Consider the following 17,679-nt stretch of genomic DNA (forward strand, 5'->3'; position numbering starts at 1 on the left):
CCGGTCGTCATGTCGACTTCGCCCCTGCCCCGTCCGCGACACTCGGTCACGCCGCTGTTGGTGGCGTTGATCCTGGCTTCCGTGGCGACCCTGGGGCTGCTGGTGCCGTCGGTGCGGGCCGCCATCAGCCGCGAGGAGCCGCCGCTCACCGGCGTGAGCATGCGGATCGCGCCGCTGTCGGCGCAACAGCCCAAGGACTGCCCCGAGCTGAGCGATGCCCGGTTGAACCGCTCGACCACCGCGGTGCTGGCGACCTTCACGGTCACCCAGGCCGGTGTCGCGAGCTTCACCGTCAAGGAGTGGTTCCGTGGCGGACCGGCCGACCTGGTCCGCCTGTCCTCGACCTCGCCGGTGGACCTCGAGCAGGCCCTGGCGGCCGCCAAGCTCGACAAGGGACAGGTCCTAATCGCCTCCCGCTCGAGCGAGGTGCTGCTGTGCGGCGAAAGTGCCCCCTATTCCGCGAGCCTGGCGGCGAAGTACTACCGCGTCTTCGAGCAGACCGCTCCCCCCTCGTCCTCGCCGACCAGTTAGATCAGCCACGACGCCCCGTCACAACTCATCGAACTAGTAGGCGCGGACCGCGTCCTTGACTGCAGGCACGGACCGCGACGGGACGCTCAGCTCGGCGACGCCGGCGGCGAGCAGCGTCACGGTGAGCGCCGGGTCGGCCGCGAGCGCGCCGCATACGGCTGCCGGGGTGTCCGGGAGCGCGGCGCAGGCGTGGGCGATCAGGCCGAGGATCGCCGGATGGTCTTGGCGGGCCAAGCCGCTGACCGCCCCATTGGCCCGGTCGGCAGCGAAGAGATATTGCGCCAAGTCGTTGGTGCCGATGCTGACGAAGTCGACCAGCCCGGCATAATCGGCCAGTCGTAATGCCGTGGCGGGCACCTCGACCATGATCCCCAGCGGGATGCGCGGGCACCCGGGCACCTCAGCTCGGGCGGCATCGAGCAACCCGGCAGCCCAGATCACCTCGTCGGGGTCGGTCACCATGGGTAGCAGGACGCGCACCTCGCGCTCGAGCGCGGTGCGCGCGATCGCGTGCAGTTGCTCGGCGAAGATCTCCGGGGCGCGCCGCATCAGCCGGATGCCGCGCACGCCGAGGAAGGGGTTGGCCTCGGCCTCCTGCGCCAGGAAGGGCAGCGGCTTGTCTCCGCCGGCGTCCCAGGTGCGGATGGTGACCGGGCCCCCGACGCGGTCGGCCAGTTCGGCATACAGCCTGGCTTGAGTGCTGGCTGAGGGTGGCGTGGCCGCGGTGGCAAAGAGCAGCTCGGTGCGCAGCACCCCGATGCCGTCGGCGCCGCACTCCCCCGCCCGGACGGCGTCCTCGCGGGCGGAGACGTTGACCTCGACGCGAATTCGCTTGCCCCCGTGGGTGATCGCCGATTGCCGGGCGCGCGCCAGTTGGGTGTCGCGCTCTCGGCGCCCGCGTTCGCGCTCGGCGAGCCGGGCGAGGTGCGTCGGGTCGGGGTCGATGATGAGTTCGCCGAGGACGGCGTCGATGGCCACGCGCGTGCCGGTCGCGAGCGCCGCCGCCTCCACCTGCCCCGTCAGGACGGGTATGCCGCGCGCCCGTGCGACCAGGACGCCGTGGCCGGTGCCGCCTCCCGAGGTGGTGATCACGCCCCCGATCCGGGCGGGGTCGAGCGTGGCGGCCGTGGCGGCGTCCAGCTCGGTGAGGACCAGGATCGGCGCCTGACCCCCAGCCTGGTCGGACGCAGCGCCCGGCTCTGTCGGACCGAGGAGTTGCCGCAGGGCGGCGTCGCCACCGCCGGCCGCAGCCACGGCGCTCGCCGGGTCCTCGCCGGTTGCCAGCGCGAGGAGCGCGGCAGCGAGCAGCCGTCGGATGCTGCGCACATCCTGGGCGCGGTCTCGGTGATAGCCGTCGGGCAGCGCCTCCAGGCCGGCGGCGACCGCGTCCAGGTGGTGTCCCCAGGCGTGGGGTGCGGCCATACCGGCTGCCACGTCGGTGGCGACCGCTTCGGCGATCTCGGGGTCGGCGAGCAGAACCGCCTGGGCGGCCAGGATCGGTTGGGTGTCGCCGAGACGTGCCAGGTAGTCCGCGACCGCCGCGCGGGCGGCCGTGCTGCGCCGGCCCTCCAGCGCCGGATCGCCGGGGCGGTAAGTGCTCAGGTCGAGATCGGCGAGCGGCCGGAGCACCGGGCCCACGGCGCACTCCCGGGTGCTCGCCACGGTGACCTGGGCCGGCTGCCCGGCGGCAGGGTCCGGCGCCTTCGGCGCGTCGGTCGGGCGGGGATCGCCGAAGTTGTTGTCGGCGAGGGCGCTGAGGGCTGCCACGGCGCGGGCCCCGTCCAGGCCCCGCGCCTCGATCGTCAACTGGCTCCCGGGCCCGGCCCCGAGCAGGGTCAGCTGGCTGAGGCTGCGTCCAGTTGCGCGTCGCTGCCCGGTGGCCTCGGCGATCGTGACCTGCGCGTCGAGCCCGGCGAGCGCCGACACGATCGCTGCCGCCGGCCGGGCGTGCAGGCCGTGCGGCACCGGCGCCACCACCACCAGGCGATGCGGGGCATGGGTCGGCGACGTCGCGAACGCGTCGCCGGTTGGGCCAACGGTGTCCGGCCCGGAGTCAGGATCGCCGAACTCACCCGGCCCGCCGACGCTTCCCATCTGCTCCTGCTTCCCGAGCAGTCCCGCGCGGGCCTCCCGGTCGACCGCGTCCAGCCCAGCCCCGCCGGCGGCCGTGACCACCGCCGCAACCAGGCCCTCGACCAGCGGCGCCGGGCTGATCCGGATCCGTTCAGCGAGTTCGGGATCGAGGAACTCCACGGCCATCTCGGTCGAGAGCACCGCGCTGCCGACGTCGACCAACACCAGGACACCATCGGCACCGGCCACCTCCTCGATCGCGCCCGCGACCGCCGTGGCGTCCGTGCCGAGCGTCGTCGCGTCGAGCCCGGCGGCGACCGCCACCCGCGGCCGGCCGTTGCTGGTGGTCATCTGCAGGGCGAAGTCCACGGCCGCTTCGGCAAGGGCGCGGCTGTGCGCGACGACGACGATCCCGATCATTGTTGCGGGGGTTTGACGTCGAGTGCCGGACGGGTGTGGGGGGCGTCGGCGCGGCCATTCGCGAAACCGGGGCCGCCAGCGCCTGGCGCAACCGGAAGCTCGGGCATCGGCGTTATCGTCCTTCGAGCAAGGTCGTGAGCGTGTTGGGTGCTTCCCATGGTAGGAGGTGGCCCAGGCCAGGAAGCCACAGCAGGCCCCGCGCCTCCCACGCGGCAGCCGCGCTCCCCGATCCGGCCTAGCCTAGCGAGGTGAACGCAGGGCTTTGTGGGTGCTCAAGCGATCAGATCCGCCGGACCACCAACACATCCGGCTGCAGCACGGTGTCATCCGGCTGAGGCAACGGTCCGGGAGCCTCAGTAAGGGGTCACGGTGCCGCGCTTGACGAGCTGGGCGGCGATGACATTGCGCTGGATCTCGTTGGTGCCCTCACCGACGATCATCAGCGGGGCGTCGCGGAAGTAGCGTTCGACGTCGTATTCGGTCGAGTAGCCGTAGCCGCCGTGGATGCGGACGGCGTTGAGCGCGATCTCCATCCCGACCTCGGAGGCGAGCAGCTTGGCCATCCCGGCCTCCATGTCGGCGCGCGCGCCGGACTCGTACTTGCGGGCGGCATACAGGGTCAGCTCGCGCGCGGCGGTCAGCTTGGTGACCATGTCGGCGAGGTAGGTGCCGATCGCCTGGTGCTTCCAGATCGGCTGCCCGAAGCTCTCCCGGTCCTGGGCATACTGCAGGGCGTCCTCGAGGGCGGCCCGACCGACGCCGAGGGCGCGCGCGGCGACCTGGAGCCGGCCGACCTCCAGCCCGCGCATCATCTGGGCGAACCCCTGCCCCTCGCTGCCACCGAGGACGGCGTCGGCGGGCACGTGCAGGTCCTCGAAGACCAGCTCGCACGCCTCGACGCCCTTGTAGCCGAGCTTGCCGAGGTTCTTGGAGATGGTCAGCCCAGCCGGGTCGCCGGTCTTGTCCACCAACAGGATCGACACCCCGGTATGCCGCGGCGTGGCGTGCGGGTCGGTCTTGCACATCAGCGCAACGAGCCCGGACATCCGGGCATTCGAGATCCACGTCTTGGAGCCGTTCACGACGTAGTGATCGCCGTCGAGCCCGGCCGTGGTCCGCATGGCCTGCAGGTCCGAGCCGCCGCCCGGCTCGGTCAACGCCATCGTCGCGCGCAGCTGGCCGGTGGCCATCCGCGGCAGATAGGCGTCCTTCTGCTCCTGGGTCCCGAAGTCCTGGATCAGCTTGGCGACGACGGTATGCCCGCCCATCGCTCCGGCCAGGCTCATCCAGCCGCGCGCAAGTTCCTCGGTGATCAGCACGTATGCCGGCATGCTCACCTTCGCCTCGCCCCACGGCTCCTCGATGGCCAGCCCGTAGACCCCCATCTGCTTCATCTCCTCGATGAGCCGCTCGGGGTAGGTGTTGGCGTGTTCGAGTTCGCCCACGACCGGCTTGACCGCCTCATTGACCCAGTCGCGGACGGCGAGGACAATGTCAATTTCTTCCTGGGGCAGTTCGTGATTCATGTCTGCTCTCTCCTGGGCTGGGCGGAGGTCAAGGGTCAATCGGCGACGCGTTCGACGATGGCGGCGAGGGCCGCGCATCGCTAGCTATCGGCAGAATCCCGGGGTTTGAGGCGGCGCGTGCCGCCGCCGCGATCAGCATCGCCGTGCTCGCCGCACCCGGATCGATGTGACCGGCGCTGCGCTCGCCGAGATAGCTGGCCCTGCCCTTGCGCGCCACCAGCGGCGCGGTCGCATCCCGCCCGGTCGCCGCTGCGCTCGCCGCTGCGGCCAACGCGTCCGCCAGATCGGCGCCCCCGCCCACCGCTTCATCGTATGCCGCGACGGCCGGTTCCAGCGCATCGACCATCGTCTTGTCCCCCGCCTGCGCCTTGCCGCGGTCGCGGACGCCGCCCAGTCCCGCACGCAAGGCCGCGCCGACGTCGGCGACACCGGCCTCACCGCCGGCCGACAACGCGCCGGCGAAGCGCAGCAGCAACGTGCCATATAGCGGTCCGCTGGCGCCGCCGACCGTGCCGACGAGCGTCATCCCGGCCGTCTTCAGATAACCAGCCGCATCATCGAAGTCCGCCGGGTCCAGGGCCGCCACGGCCGCCATCCCCCGCTCCAGGTTGCTGCCGTGGTCGGCATCGCCGATCGCGGAGTCCAGCTCGGTCAGCTGGGCGGCGTCCCGGTGCACGGCCGCGGCGAACTGCGCCATCCAGGCCCCCGCGATGGCCAGCGTGAACCCGGCCATCAGCAACCCCAGCGCAGCCCGGGCGTGTCCACCGGGGCATCCCATAGCCGCAGCATCTCGTCGTCGGCGCGCACGAGAGTCAACGAGCAGCCGGCCATCTCCAGCGAGGTGACGTAGTTGCCGACGAGATTACGCGCGAGCGGGACCCCAGCCGCGTCGAGCAGGGCGGCGACCTCGGCATACAGGACATAAAGCTCGAGTAGCGGCGTGCCGCCCATGCCGTTGACCAGCGCAATCACCGGTGCACCGGTGAAGTCGAGGTCGGCAAGCACCGGCTCAACCAGCAGGCGGGCGATCTCGCGGGCGGGGGCGAGCGGCATCCGGGTGCGGCCGGGCTCGCCGTGGATGCCGATCCCAACCTCCATCTCGTCCTCGCCGAGGTCAACGGTCGGCTTCCCCGCGGCGGGGACCGTGCACGACGTGAGCGCGACCCCCATCGACCGACCGCCGGCGACGACTCGCTCGGCGAGGGCCCGGCAGGCCGGCAGGTCCCGGCCCTCCTCGGCGGCCGCACCGACGATCTTCTCCACCATCACGGTGGTGCCGACGCCGCGGCGGCCGGCGGTATACAGACTGTCCTGGACGGCGACATCGTCGTCAACGATGACCGCCGCGATCTCGGTGCCGTCGGCGTCAGCGGCCAGCTCGGCGGCCATCTCGAAGTTCATCACGTCGCCGGTGTAGTTCTTGACGATGTGCAACACCCCGGCGCCGCCGTCGACGGCGCTGGTCGCCGCGAGAATCTGGTCGGGGACCGGGGAGGTGAACACCTCACCGCAACACGCGGCGTCGAGCATCCCGCGCCCCACGAAGCCCGCGTGCAGCGGCTCGTGGCCCGAGCCGCCGCCGGAGACGAGCGCGACCTTGCCGGGCCGCGGGGAGTCGCCGCGGCATACGAACCGCTGGTCGAGATCGACGCGCACCCGGTCACCATGTGCCGCGGCGAAGCCGCGCAAGCTGTCGCGCACAACGTCGGTGGGGTCGTTGAGCAACTTCTTCATGCCGGCCAGTCTGGCACTGCCGAGCTCACTCCGGGGCGACCTCGATCTCGGCGGCATACGACCATCTGGGTTCGAGGGGCAGGACGTCGCCACTCCAAAACCGACCAGGGTCATACCAGTTTGCCGGCGCCTCCTGACGCAAAATCCCCATGTCCACCAACGTTTTTGCCACGATCTCGGCGCAGTATGCCGCATCCGGCCGCCACTGTTCCCGCCGCGCCCGGCGGGCTGACAGATAGCCGTCACGACCCTCCAGCCAACGGGTGGCCAACCGCAGCGTCGAGGGGAAGGAGACGCCGTTGAGGCGGGCGACGGACAGCAATGCCGCGTTCTCCTGCGGGCGGGTGACGTCGGGGGTGAGCTGGCGCAGGTAGGAGCGCTGGCCGTAGCGCTCCTGCCATTGGCGCACGGCGGCGCCGAGGTCGTGCAGCTGGGCGCCGCGATGGTGATCCCCCGTCCAGTGGTCGACGAGCGCCCGGCCGAGTTCGGCGTGCCAGATCAGCGGGGGCAGATCGTCCAGGACGAGCGCCATACCGACGTGGTTGACCGGGCTGTTGGTCGCGGCGTGCATGACCCGGTCGACGGCGCTCTTGCCCCGGAAGATCCACAGGTCGCCCGTGCGGGCGATGTCGAGTCCTTGCTGCAGCGGCACCGTCGCGGTCGTCACGGGCACAGTCTGCCTGGTTGGCGTGCCCTACGCTGCGGTTCATGGTCGTTCCCGCCGCACTGACCGGCAACAAGGCGCGCAAGCTTTTCGGGGTCAGCGCGCTGCTGGGCGTCGCCGCCACCGGAATAGTGTTGGTCCGACGGGAGCGGGAGCGGCACGACTACACACCGAGCGAGGTCCGCGACCGGTTGCGCGAGCGGTATGCCGAGGCGCTCGCCATCCAGCGCGAGGCTGCGGCCGGGGTCGCGGGCTCGGAGTAGTTAGACCCGCTCGGGGCCGCGGCAGCTACTCCACCTGGCCAAGCCTGAGGTATGCCGCCCGCAGCAACTCGTGGAGGTCGACGCCGCGAATCGTCACGCCGATCGGGGGAACCTGGTCGAGGAGGGCATCGCTCGGCGCCGCGACCGGGACACCGGACGGCATCTCGCCCTGGGGGGCGTAGAAGGAGCCGAGGCAGTCGGCGAGCGGCACGACGGCCTCGGTCTCGGCCTGCCGGTCCGCCGGGTGGGTCCCGCTCCGCAGCGCGGCCAGGGTCTCGAGCAGGTCGTCCCGGTCGCGGCCGCGCCAGGCAAGGATGCCGAACGGGTCCTCATCGAAGGACTCGGCCAGCAGGTAGAAGACGGCGACGAGGTGTTTGCAGGGCACCGACCAGTCCGGACACGTGCAGTCGAGCGACAACTGCGCAGAACTGGCCGGGAACAGCGACAAGCCGACGGCGGTGAACACCTCTTCGATGTCGTCGGGCATCTCGCCGGCGAGGAGCTTAGCGATATACCACGCGTCGCTTGCGAGCGCCTCGGTGACCCGCGACCAGGCGGTCTTGTCGAATGGCGTGACCCCGATCCGAACCCGGTAAGGCTTGGCCCGGGTTCCCTGGACCCGGGCGGTCACCGCGCCGGGCTCGATGGTGAGGTCCATGACCTGGCCCTTGCGGGCGTAGGTCTTGCCGCGCTGGAGCCGGGCGCCCACGCCGAGCGACTCCAGCACGCCGATGAACCGTTCGGACCACCACGTCTGGGCGATCGCGCCGCGGCGGCTGCGCGCGCGGATCCCGTCGGCCACGGGCCGGGGCCGCGCCGGCGGCGGGAACCAGCGGCTACTCATCGGTGGCGTCCGCGGCAAGGGTGAACAGGTCGCGCAGGGCGCTCGTGGACAGTTCGGTCAGCCAGCCCTCGCCGTCGGTGACGATGGCGTTGGCCAGCGCCAGCTTCTCCTCGATCATCTCGTCGATCTTCTCCTCGAGCGTCCCCAGGCAGATGAACTTGCGGACCTGCACGCTGCGCTTTTGCCCGATCCGGAAGGCGCGGTCGGTGGCCTGGTTTTCGACCGCGGGGTTCCACCAGCGATCCAGATGGATGACGTGGTTGGCGGCGGTCAGGTTGAGCCCGGTGCCGCCGGCCTTGAGCGAGAGCAGGAACAGCGGCGGGCCGTCGCCGGATTGGAAGCGGCTGACCATCTCATCGCGCCGCGCCTTCGGGGTGCCGCCGTGCAGATAGAGGATCTCGGTGTCGAAGCGCGCGGACAAATGCGGCAGCAGCAGCTCGGCAAAATCGGTGTACTGGGTGAACAGCAGCGCCTTGTCCCCCTCGGCGAGGATCTCCTCGACGATCTCCTCCAGCCGGGTCACCTTGCCCGACCGTTGCCCGACGGCGGAGCGGTCGTGGAGCAGTTGGGCGGGGTGATTGCACACCTGCTTCAGCTTGGTCATCGTCGCCAGGACGTTGCCGCGCCGCTCGATGCCGGTGCTCGTCTCGATCCGGCGCATCATGTCATCGACGACCGACTGATACAGGGCCGCCTGCTCGGTCGTCAGCCGGTAATGCTGCTTGATCTCGATCTTCTCGGGCAGGTCGTCGATGATCGTGGGGTCGGTTTTGACCCGCCGCAGCAGATAGGGCCGGGTGATTGAGCGCAGCCGCTCGGCGGGCTCCGGTTGGCCGTAGCGTTCGATGGGAACGGCATACCGGGCCCGGAATTTCTCGGCAGAGCCGAGGATCCCCGGGTTGAGCAGATCCATCAGCGCCCACAGCTCGGCGAGCCGGTTCTCCATCGGCGTGCCGGTCAGCGCCACGCGGTGGCCGGCCTCCAGCCGCCGCACCGCCCGGGCCGCCCGGGATTGGCTGTTCTTGACCGCTTGCGCCTCGTCGAAGACAACCCGATCCCACTCGTATGCCGCCAGCTCGTCGATGTCGCGCGTCGCCGTCTGGTAGGTGGTCAGGACCAGATCGGCGCTGCCGAGGTGGTGTTTGAGGTCCTCCCCGCGCCGCCGGTAGCGACCGTGGTGGGCATAGGTCCGAAGGAGAGGGGCGAACCGGGCGGCCTCGCGTTCCCAGTTGCCGACCAGGGACATTGGACACAGCAACAGCGTCGGCCGTGCGTCCGGGCGCGCGCCTCGCTGGTGGGCCTCCAGAGCGAGCAACTGGATCGTCTTGCCCAGGCCCATATCGTCGGCCAGGGCGGCCCCCAGCCCGAGCTCGGAGAGGAAATTGAGCCAGGACAGGCCGCGCTGCTGGTAGGGACGCAGGTCCGCCAGGAAGCCGTCGGGGGTGGCCACCGGCTGCAGCACCCGCTCGCTCGCCCCGCGCAACAGGTCACCGAGCAGCCCGTCCGCCTCGATCTCGGTGACGGGTAGGGGCGTGTCGAGGTCGTCCGGGTGGCTGGCGGCCAAGGCGATGACCTCGGCAACGGTCGACGGGCGTGCGGCCTGGCGCTGCAGGAACTCCAGGCCGCGACGCAGTTGGTCGGGATCGATCGCCACCCACTGGCCGCGCAGGCGCACCAGCGGGGCCTTGGTCGCGGCCAGCGCGGCCATCTCGGCATCGGTCAGCAGCTCGTCACCGACGGCAAGGCGCCACTCGAAATTGACGAGGGATTCCCGGCTGAACCGGCCACCGGTGGCCGGCGTGTCCGTTGGGGTCGACGCGGAGCCGCGCAGGCCCAATCGGCGTCGGGCCGACCACGAGGACGGGAGCAGCACGCCGAAGCCGGCCTGTTCGAGGATGGCCGCTCGCGTGACGAGGAAGTCGAAGGTGGCCTCGATGTCGAGGCGCAGCGCGTGCGGATGCGAGGTGCGCATGGCGGCGACCAGGGCCGGATAGATCGTGCACGCCCGGCCGAGCTCGGACAACATCAGCTCGTCGGGGCGGCTCAGCCACCGGCCGAGCCCCTCTCCCCCGCTCCACACCTGCTCGGCCGGCACGAGCAGGCTGGGGTCCTCGATCGACTGCAGCCAGAACTCCAGCCGCCACCCGGACGCCTCGCCGTCGGGGTCGCTCCCGAGTGGGGGGCCCAGGTCGTCTCCGGTCGGCGCCTCGGGCTCGGCCAGGCGGAAGGTCAGCCGCGCCGGCCCGGTCGGGCCGGTCCCGACCTGCGCCCACGGCGCCAGCGCGTCAGCGAGCTGCGCCACGTCGTCGGGGTTGGCCTCGAACCGGGCGTTCGGGGCGCTCAGCGCGGCGAGCCAGGACTCGGCAGCCGGGACCCGCCGGGGCGCCCGGCCGCGGCGAGGCGGCAGCAGGGCGGCGGCGCGCAGGCACTCACGCACGGCGGCGTCGGTCAACGCGTTGACCGCGTCGGTCACCAGCTCGGTGGGCCGCTGGCCCGCGGTGTCGCCGGGACGGCTTGCCTCGGCGCGGCATACCGGCGGCATGGCGGCGGCCAAGGCGTGGGTGGCGACGATGTCCGGTCCCTGGAGAACCGCCCGCCAGCGCGCCTCGGGTCCGTCGGGGTTCGGCTCGATGCTCGGGAGCACCCGGCCCCGCTCGGCCAGGTCGCGGGCGAAGGCGGCGACCTCGGCGAAATAGTGCATCGAGGCGCCGTAGCGGGCCTCGATCGCGGGGAGGTCGAGAACCGCCAGCGCGGCGCCGGGGTCGACGCTGAGCACCGGCACGGTCCAGGCCAACAGCTTGGCGGGCTGCCCGCCCTCGCGGCGGGGCTGGAGGCGGACCAGTTCCGGGGAGTCCAGCGGCGACCGGCTCGTCGACGGCAGCAGCACGGTGACGCTCGCGGGGGCGACCTCGGACAGACCGGGAAACAGGTGACCGAGGTCTTCGGCGGGGGCCGCAAACGGGTGGGGGCGGGCGCGGCGAACCGCCTGGCTGGAGCTGGTGACCGCTGGCTCGGAGTCCTCGGCCCACAGTCGAAGCCCCTGGCGCAGCGACCAGAACCCGTGAACCACCAGCATGCGTCCCTCCCGGACACGGTCGAATCGCGATCGCTCGACCCTAACCCCCCGGGGCCGGCCGCGACCCTGCCGGTCCGGTCCGCTGACCCTCCGCCTCGGCTGCGTCCTTGATCGCCACCAAGGTGGCGCGCATGCCGGCGCGCAGCTCGGCCGTGAACCGCTCCTGCCCGCCCAGGTAACGCTCGGTGTAGTCCAAGGACCGCTGCGAGATGCCGTCCGGCGTCTCTCGCCGCTGGGTCAGCCGGGTGCCGGCTTCGTCGGGGTCGAGCTGGAAGGACCAGACGACGCCTCGAAGCCGTCGCGCAGCCGGGTGGAAACCACCTGCGGGCTCCACTCCCCCATCCGGCGGACGTCGCTGACCAGCTCCCACACGCGGGGTGGCGGCGCGTTGACCACGATTTCCTCGCGCAACAGTGGCTCGAACTGCGGACCCGCTTCGCTCATCGCCGCCTCTCCTGCGCCGGCCAGTCGCCAGCGCGCCCGAAGGGATTCGAACCCCTAACCTTCTGATCCGTAGTCAGATGCTCTATCCGTTGAGCTACGGGCGCAGCGTGCGCCACTTGCGCCACGCACGAGCCAGGAGTCTAGCGGCTCCCCCAATCGGCACGAAATCGCCCGCCATAAACTGCGCCGCATGGAGCCGGTGATCCTCTCGACCAGCAACGGGGTCGGGATGGGACACCTGACCCGCCAGGTCACCCTCGCCCTCACGGCACTGGCCGAGGAGCAGTTCGAGCCGGTTCTCTTCTCGCTATCGGGTGTCCTGCCAACCGTGGCGAGCGCGATGTCGCGCGGCGACCTGCCGGCGATGCGGCACGAATTCTGCCCGTCGCGCAAGAGCGTCTGGCTCCCCCCGCGCGGGCTGGCCCGGCGCCTGCGCGCCGTGTATCCGGCATACAACTGGGAGCCGTATTTTGCCGACCGGGTGGTGGCGCTCGTCCAGGAGACGGGAGCGCGGGCGGTGGTCCACGACGGGGTTGTGGCGTATGCCGGTCTGCTCGCCGCCCGCCGCCGCCTGCCGGGCGTCGCCTTCGTCTGGGTGCGACGGGGATTCTGGAAGCCGTCGGCCGCACGCAGATTCCTCGACGCGAGCAGCGAGTTCGACCTGGTCGTCGAGCCGGGGGACTTCGCCGGAGAATCGGGGCCCACGGCCGAGCGGGACGACGCGACGCGGGTGGCGCCGGTGTCGATCACCGCCGCCATACCCCCGCGGGAGGTCGCGGACGCACGCGCGGCCCTCGGGCTGGATCCGGAGCGCAAGGCGGTGTTGGTCGCCCCCAGCCTGGGCGCGATCAGCGATGTGGCGACCTCGGCGCGGGCCGTCCTTAACGCGATCCCGCGGGAGTGGCAGGTCGCCGTCACCTCGCCGGCGCTCGCCCGGCATGGCGTGGGCGACGGGGACGATCGCGTGGTCGCGCTTCGTGGGATCTATCCCCTCGCTCCCCTGTGCACCGCGTTCGACGCCGCGATCTCGGGTGCCGGCTACAACGCCGTGCACGAGCTGCTCGGTCTGCGCGTGCCGACCCTGCTGCTGCCCACGCCGTCAGGAACCGACGACCAAGCGGCCCGAAGCAACCGCCTCGCCGAGCGCGGCCTGGCGCTCGCGGCCGACCCGGCCGACCTGCGGGCCGTGGCCGCAGCGGTCGGCGAGCTGCTCAACGGATCGGCGGCCGAGCGCCGCCGCGCCGACCTTGCCGCCGCGTGCGCCGGGCTGCCCGCGCCCGCCGGGGCCCACGCGATGGCCCAGCTGATCGGTGAGCGAGTGTCGGCGGCCTCATCGACCTCGACCGCGCCGCTGGATCCCGCCCGGTTCGGCCCGCCCGGCTGGCGGAGCGCTCTCCCCGACCCTCGCACGCCGCTCACCCCGCTCATCTGCGAGGACCTGCCAGACCTGGGCGACCAACCCGTCGAACACCTGATCGCCGGCGCGAGCCCGGAGTATCGACGCGCGCGGCAGCGCGCCGCCGCCTGGCTCTACCGCTAGCCGAACCTGCACCCCGACCCGCGTCCCGCCTCTGGTGCGCCGCCGTGAGCTTGTGAGCGGTTCCACACGATGGGAACGCTTTCACCGCGCGGCGAACGGCACCCGGACGGTACCGTGGACGCAGAAGCCGCGCTGCGGCCGCTTGCGTGACTCTCGCTTCCGGTCTGCGGCGCGAATTTCGTTGCGAGGCAAGGATGCCCCGCGGCGCATCACACCGACGGAGGATCAGCGAACGATGACAACGGACACCGCCGCAACCACAAACACCGCCCTGCAGGAATGGGTCGACGAGGTGGCGGCGCTCACCACCCCCGACCAGGTCGTTTGGGTCACCGGGTCCCCCGAGGAGATCGCGCAGCTCAATCAGGACCTCGTTGACTCGGGCACCTTCGTCAAGCTCGATGACGCGAAGAAGCCGAATTCGTTCTGGTGTGCTTCCGACCCGACCGATGTCGCGCGCGTCGAGGACCGCACCTACATCGCCTCCGAGAAGCAGGAGGATGCCGGGCCGACCAACAACTGGGTCGACCCCAAGGAACTCAAGGCGACGATGACCGAGCTCTACCGCGGCTGCATGAAGGGCCGCACGATGTATGTCATCCCGTTCGTCATGGGCCACCTCGAGGCCACGGTGCCGATGTTCGGCGTCGAGATCACCGACTCGGCATACGTCGTCGTCAACATGAACATCATGGCTCGCATCGGCACGCCGGTCCTGAAGAAGATGGAGGAACTCGACGCGGGCTTCGTCAAGGGCCTGCACTCCGTGGGCGCCCCGCTCGCCGAGGGCCAGGCCGACGTCCCGTGGCCGTGCAATGACACCAAGTACATCGCGCACTTCCCCGAGACCCGCGAGATCTGGTCCTACGGAAGCGGCTACGGCGGCAACGCCCTGCTCGGCAAGAAGTGCTACGCCCTGCGCATCGCCTCCGCGATGGCGCACGACGAGGGCTGGATGGCCGAGCACATGCTCATCCTTAAGCTGACCTCGCCCAAGGGCAGCGTCCACTATGTCGCCGGGGCCTTCCCGAGCCAGTGCGGCAAGACCAACCTCGCCATGCTCGAGCCCACGATCGAGGGCTGGAAGGCCGAGATGGTCGGCGACGACATCGCCTGGATGCGCTTCGGCCCCGACGGCCGGCTGTATGCCGTCAACCCCGAGTTCGGCCTCTTCGGCGTTGCTCCCGGCACCGGGATGAACACCAACCCGATGGCGATGCGCACTATCGACAAGGGGAACTCGATCTTCACCAATGTCGCGCGCACCGACGACGGCGACGTCTGGTGGGAAGGCATGACGCCCGACAAGCCCGAGCACCTGACCAGCTGGAAGAACGCCGACTGGACTCCCGAGAGTACCGAGGTCTCCAGCCACCCGAACAGCCGGTTCACCACCCCGGCCAAGCAGTGCCCGATGATCGCGCCCGAGTACGACAACCCCGACGGCGTTCCGATCGACGCGATCCTCTTCGGCGGCCGTCGCGCCTCGACCGTCCCGCTCGTCTACGAATCGCGCGACTGGACCCACGGCACCTTCGTCGGCGCAACCCTCTCCTCCGAGACGACCGCGGCGGCAACCGGTGCGGTCGGGGTGGTCCGGCGTGACCCGATGGCGATGCTGCCGTTCATCGGCTACCACGGCGGCGACTATATGAACCACTGGCTGGAGATCGGCAAGCAGGCCGACGCGAGCAAGCTGCCGCGGATCTACCAGGTCAACTGGTTCCGCAAGGACGCCGACGGCACCTGGCTGTGGCCTGGCTTCGGTGACAACAGCCGCGTGCTGAAGTGGGTCGTCGAGCGCCTCGACGGCGAGGCTGACGCGGTCGAGACCGCCGTCGGCATGGTGCCCACGCCCGGCGCGATCGACACGACCGGCCTGAACATGACCGAAGAACAGGTCGCCAAGGCCCTCGCCGTCGACGCCGAGGAGTGGAAGAAGGAGATCCCGCTGATCGAGGAGTGGTTCGACAAGTTCGGCGACAAGCTCCCCGCCCCGTTGCGCGCCGAGCTCGACGGGCTCAAGGAGCGCCTCGGCGCCTGATCGTCCGTATGCCGTTCGGCCCCGGCCGCTTCCCCCGCGGAAGCGTCCGGGGCCGAGCTGTTTCAGTGGATCACGGCGTGAGCACGGGGGAAGTTATCACCCTCACCGGAGCCGAACTTCGCACCGGCACTCCGCCCTACAAGCCGCAGTTCGACCCCACGGGCACGTGGGTTCTAACACCCGGTCCGCCGGTCACAGGAAAGCCACAGGAAAGGCACAGCGCAGCGGCGCCTGTTGCCAGATTCGCGCGGTTGACTGGGTGCCATGAACACGACCTCCGCGCCGGCTCCCAAACTGCAGCGGCTCGACGGCTCCCCCGTGCGGGTGCTGGTCGTCGACGACGAACCCAACCTGACCGAGCTGTTGTCGATGGCGCTGCGCTATGAAGGCTGGGACGTGCGCACGGCGGGTTCGGGCACGGCGGCGGTGCGCGCGGCCCGCGAATTCCAGCCGGACGCCGTCGTGCTCGACATGATGCTGCCCGACTTCGACGGCATGGAGGTGCTGCGCCGGATGCGGGCCGACAACGCCGCCGTCCCCGTGCTCTTCCTGACCGCCAAGGACGCCGTCGAGGACCGCGTCGCCGGCCTGACCGCCGGCGGCGATGACTATGTCACCAAGCCGTTCAGCCTGGAGGAGGTCGTCGCCCGGGTCCGCGCCCTGATGCGCCGGACCGCCGTCGTCGCCGACGAGGCCTCCTCGGTGCTGGTGGTCGGCGATCTGACGATGGACGAGGACAGCCACGAGGTCACCCGCGCGGGCCAGCAGGTCAATCTGACGGCCACGGAGTTCGAGTTGCTTCGCTACCTCATGCGTAACCCCAAGCGGGTCCTGTCGAAGGCGCAGATCCTCGACCGGGTGTGGAACTACGACTTCGGCGGGCAGGCCAATGTCGTCGAACTCTATATCTCCTACTTGCGCAAGAAGATCGACGCCGGCCACGCGCCGATGATTCACACGATGCGCGGCGTCGGTTATGTCCTCAAGCCCGCCGACTGAGGTGGTTGCCCCACCACGTGACGGTATGCCGCCGCCTGCCTCCCGCACACCGGGTCGCTTTCGCCCGGTGCGCTCGTGGACGTTGCGCGCCAAGCTGGTCGCCTCGATGGTCGCGCTCTTCCTCGCGATCAGCCTGGGCACGGGAGCGATGATCGTGCTGGCCACCCGGCAATACCTCTCTCATCAGGTCGATCTCGACCTGCTGCAGGTCGCCAAGCGCTCGTATGGCGTCGATGACGACGACGGCCAGCGTGGCCACTCCGGCCCGCCTCCCGGGGGCGGCTCCGCGGTGTTGAGCCTGGCCGTGCGCGACGGCGCTGTCGTGGGTGGGCCCTTCGGGGGGATCAACAGCGTCGTCAATACCGCGGGCGACCGCGTGTCGCTGACAACTGGGCAAATCCAGCAGCTGACCAGTGCGGGGATCGGGGACGGCTCGGTGGACCTCGATCTTGGCAAGGCCACTGGCACCTACCGCGTGATCAAGCAGGAGCAGCGTGGCATCACCTATTTCACCGGTGTCCCGACCGGCCCGATTGACGCCACGACCAATCAACTGATCGGCCTGGTTGCCGCCGGCACCCTGCTGGGACTGGTCATCGTCGGGGCCGGCGGGACCTATCTGGTTCGACGCAATCTCGCTCCCCTGCGCCGCGTGGCCGCGACTGCGAGCCGCGTCTCTCAGCTGCGGCTCGACAGTGGCGCGGTTGCGCTCGCCGAGCGGGTCCCCCCGCAAGACACCGATCCCAACACCGAGGTCGGTCAGGTCGGGCTGGCCCTGAACAGCATGCTCGACAACGTCGGCGGCGCGCTGCAGGCCAGGCACGAGTCCGAGACGCGGGTACGCCAATTCGTCGCCGACGCCTCCCATGAGTTGCGCACGCCGTTGGCCTCGATTCGCGGGTATGCCGAGTTGACCCGCAAGGAGAGCGCGCCCGTGCCACCCTCGATCACCCACGCCTTGGTACGGGTGGAGTCCGAGGCCCTGCGCATGCAGGGTCTCGTCGAGGATCTGCTGCTGCTTGCCCGCCTGAACTCCGGCCGACCGCTGGAGCACGACCCGGTCGATCTGACCTTGCTGGCGATGGATGCCGTGAGCGACGCTCGCGCGGCCGCGCCCGACCACAAGTGGGAACTCGCGCTTCCCGATGAGCCGGTGGAGGTGCCTGGCGACCGGGCCCGCTTGCATCAGGTGCTCGCGAATCTGCTCGCCAACGCCCGCTCTCACACCCCACCCGGAACCCGCGTGGTCACCTCTTTGCAGTGCACCGGAGACAGCGTGACGATGGCCGTCACCGACGACGGGCCCGGCATACCGCCGGCGTTGCAGGCCAGTGTCTTCGAACGGTTCGTGCGTGGGGACGAGGCCCGCACGCGGGCGGCCGGAAGCACCGGTCTGGGGCTGTCGATCGTGGCCGCCGTTACCTCGGCGCACGGCGGGCGCGTGGGCGTCTCATCCCGCCCCGGAGCGACGCGCTTCATCGTCGAGTTGCCGGCGGCACGGGCTTGAGGTATCCCCCGCGG

At 70.8% G+C, this 17,679-nt stretch carries 15 protein-coding genes and 1 tRNA gene; 6 read left to right on the top strand and 10 right to left on the bottom strand.

Annotated features, from left to right (window positions below; genetic code table 11):
- Positions 1-9 precede the first annotated feature (9 nt).
- On the top strand, positions 10-531 hold the full coding sequence (locus V9G19_RS24940; protein WP_462288076.1) for a hypothetical protein: 522 nt from the start codon (positions 10-12) through the stop codon (positions 529-531).
- A 33-nt stretch (positions 532-564) separates the two neighbouring features.
- Here V9G19_RS24940 and dhaM read toward each other — a convergent pair whose 3' ends face one another.
- From dhaM to V9G19_RS24965, 5 genes are all read right to left on the bottom strand, one after another.
- A complete protein-coding gene (dhaM, locus tag V9G19_RS24945; protein ID WP_462288077.1) occupies positions 565-3,024 on the bottom strand; it encodes a dihydroxyacetone kinase phosphoryl donor subunit DhaM in 2,460 nt (819 codons plus the stop codon).
- Positions 3,025-3,377: 353 nt separating this feature from the next.
- Positions 3,378-4,550, bottom strand: a complete 1,173-nt coding sequence (locus V9G19_RS24950) for an acyl-CoA dehydrogenase family protein (RefSeq protein WP_462288078.1) — start codon at positions 4,548-4,550, stop codon at positions 3,378-3,380.
- A 28-nt stretch (positions 4,551-4,578) separates the two neighbouring features.
- Positions 4,579-5,328 (bottom strand): dihydroxyacetone kinase subunit DhaL, encoded by a 750-nt coding sequence (dhaL, locus tag V9G19_RS24955; RefSeq protein ID WP_462288079.1) that lies wholly within the window; start codon positions 5,326-5,328, stop codon positions 4,579-4,581.
- Positions 5,283-6,284, bottom strand: coding sequence for a dihydroxyacetone kinase subunit DhaK (dhaK, locus tag V9G19_RS24960; RefSeq protein ID WP_462288080.1), 1,002 nt, complete (start codon positions 6,282-6,284; stop codon positions 5,283-5,285). Before dhaK ends, dhaL begins: the two co-directional genes overlap by 46 nt.
- Positions 6,285-6,309: 25 nt before the next feature.
- On the bottom strand, positions 6,310-6,951 hold the full coding sequence (locus V9G19_RS24965; RefSeq protein WP_462288081.1) for a hypothetical protein: 642 nt from the start codon (positions 6,949-6,951) through the stop codon (positions 6,310-6,312).
- Between the two features lie 41 nt (positions 6,952-6,992).
- Here V9G19_RS24965 and V9G19_RS24970 point away from each other — a divergent pair, with 41 nt between their 5' ends.
- The gene (locus tag V9G19_RS24970) at positions 6,993-7,211 is read left to right on the top strand and encodes a hypothetical protein (RefSeq protein ID WP_462288082.1); all 219 of its coding nucleotides are present in this window, start codon (positions 6,993-6,995) and stop codon (positions 7,209-7,211) included.
- 25 nt (positions 7,212-7,236) lie between these two features.
- Here the strand turns inward: V9G19_RS24970 and V9G19_RS24975 are convergent, their stop codons facing one another.
- From V9G19_RS24975 to V9G19_RS24995, 5 genes are all read right to left on the bottom strand, one after another.
- Positions 7,237-8,055 (bottom strand): SWIM zinc finger family protein, encoded by an 819-nt coding sequence (locus V9G19_RS24975; RefSeq protein ID WP_462288083.1) that lies wholly within the window; start codon positions 8,053-8,055, stop codon positions 7,237-7,239.
- Complete coding sequence (locus V9G19_RS24980) at positions 8,048-11,131, bottom strand: DEAD/DEAH box helicase (RefSeq protein WP_462288084.1); 3,084 nt, start codon at positions 11,129-11,131, stop codon at positions 8,048-8,050. The genes V9G19_RS24975 and V9G19_RS24980 overlap by 8 nt, the downstream gene beginning before the upstream one ends.
- Positions 11,132-11,171: 40 nt before the next feature.
- A complete protein-coding gene (locus tag V9G19_RS24985) occupies positions 11,172-11,465 on the bottom strand; it encodes a hypothetical protein (protein ID WP_462288117.1) in 294 nt (97 codons plus the stop codon).
- Positions 11,369-11,575, bottom strand: a complete 207-nt coding sequence (locus V9G19_RS24990; RefSeq protein ID WP_462288085.1) for an SRPBCC family protein — start codon at positions 11,573-11,575, stop codon at positions 11,369-11,371. Before V9G19_RS24990 ends, V9G19_RS24985 begins: the two co-directional genes overlap by 97 nt.
- 31 nt (positions 11,576-11,606) lie before the next feature.
- A tRNA-Arg gene (locus V9G19_RS24995) sits at positions 11,607-11,679 on the bottom strand.
- An 86-nt stretch (positions 11,680-11,765) separates the two neighbouring features.
- On the opposite strand from V9G19_RS24995, the gene V9G19_RS25000 reads away from it, so the two are divergent.
- The 4 genes from V9G19_RS25000 (at position 11,766) to V9G19_RS25015 (ending at position 17,665) form a co-directional block, all read left to right on the top strand.
- Positions 11,766-13,115, top strand: coding sequence for a hypothetical protein (locus V9G19_RS25000; protein WP_462288086.1), 1,350 nt, complete (start codon positions 11,766-11,768; stop codon positions 13,113-13,115).
- A 235-nt stretch (positions 13,116-13,350) separates the two neighbouring features.
- Complete coding sequence (locus V9G19_RS25005; RefSeq protein ID WP_462288087.1) at positions 13,351-15,159, top strand: phosphoenolpyruvate carboxykinase (GTP); 1,809 nt, start codon at positions 13,351-13,353, stop codon at positions 15,157-15,159.
- 264 nt (positions 15,160-15,423) lie between these two features.
- On the top strand, positions 15,424-16,158 hold the full coding sequence (locus tag V9G19_RS25010) for a response regulator transcription factor (protein ID WP_462288088.1): 735 nt from the start codon (positions 15,424-15,426) through the stop codon (positions 16,156-16,158).
- Positions 16,159-16,183: 25 nt separating this feature from the next.
- Positions 16,184-17,665 carry an ATP-binding protein gene (locus tag V9G19_RS25015; protein WP_462288089.1) on the top strand — a complete coding sequence of 494 codons (1,482 nt, stop codon included), beginning with the start codon at positions 16,184-16,186 and terminating at the stop codon, positions 17,663-17,665.
- Positions 17,666-17,679 lie beyond the last annotated feature (14 nt).

Origin of the sequence: Nostocoides sp. (assembly GCF_037045025.1) — a bacterium.
Taxonomy (GTDB): Bacteria; Actinomycetota; Actinomycetes; order Actinomycetales; family Dermatophilaceae; genus Nostocoides_A.

Excerpts from the sequence above, each read along its gene's own strand:
- V9G19_RS24940 (WP_462288076.1), top strand. The coding sequence starts at position 10 with ATGTCGACTTCGCCCCTGCCCCGTCCGCGACACTCGGTCACGCCGCTG.
- V9G19_RS24980 (WP_462288084.1), bottom strand. The coding sequence starts at position 11,131 with ATGCTGGTGGTTCACGGGTTCTGGTCGCTGCGCCAGGGGCTTCGACTG.
- V9G19_RS24970 (WP_462288082.1), top strand. The coding sequence starts at position 6,993 with ATGGTCGTTCCCGCCGCACTGACCGGCAACAAGGCGCGCAAGCTTTTC.
- dhaL (WP_462288079.1), bottom strand. The coding sequence starts at position 5,328 with ATGGGATGCCCCGGTGGACACGCCCGGGCTGCGCTGGGGTTGCTGATG.
- V9G19_RS25005 (WP_462288087.1), top strand. The coding sequence starts at position 13,351 with ATGACAACGGACACCGCCGCAACCACAAACACCGCCCTGCAGGAATGG.
- V9G19_RS24990 (WP_462288085.1), bottom strand. The coding sequence starts at position 11,575 with ATGAGCGAAGCGGGTCCGCAGTTCGAGCCACTGTTGCGCGAGGAAATC.
- V9G19_RS25000 (WP_462288086.1), top strand. The coding sequence starts at position 11,766 with ATGGAGCCGGTGATCCTCTCGACCAGCAACGGGGTCGGGATGGGACAC.
- V9G19_RS25015 (WP_462288089.1), top strand. The coding sequence starts at position 16,184 with ATGCCGCCGCCTGCCTCCCGCACACCGGGTCGCTTTCGCCCGGTGCGC.
- V9G19_RS24950 (WP_462288078.1), bottom strand. The coding sequence starts at position 4,550 with ATGAATCACGAACTGCCCCAGGAAGAAATTGACATTGTCCTCGCCGTC.
- V9G19_RS24975 (WP_462288083.1), bottom strand. The coding sequence starts at position 8,055 with ATGAGTAGCCGCTGGTTCCCGCCGCCGGCGCGGCCCCGGCCCGTGGCC.
- dhaM (WP_462288077.1), bottom strand. The coding sequence starts at position 3,024 with ATGATCGGGATCGTCGTCGTCGCGCACAGCCGCGCCCTTGCCGAAGCG.
- V9G19_RS25010 (WP_462288088.1), top strand. The coding sequence starts at position 15,424 with ATGAACACGACCTCCGCGCCGGCTCCCAAACTGCAGCGGCTCGACGGC.
- dhaK (WP_462288080.1), bottom strand. The coding sequence starts at position 6,284 with ATGAAGAAGTTGCTCAACGACCCCACCGACGTTGTGCGCGACAGCTTG.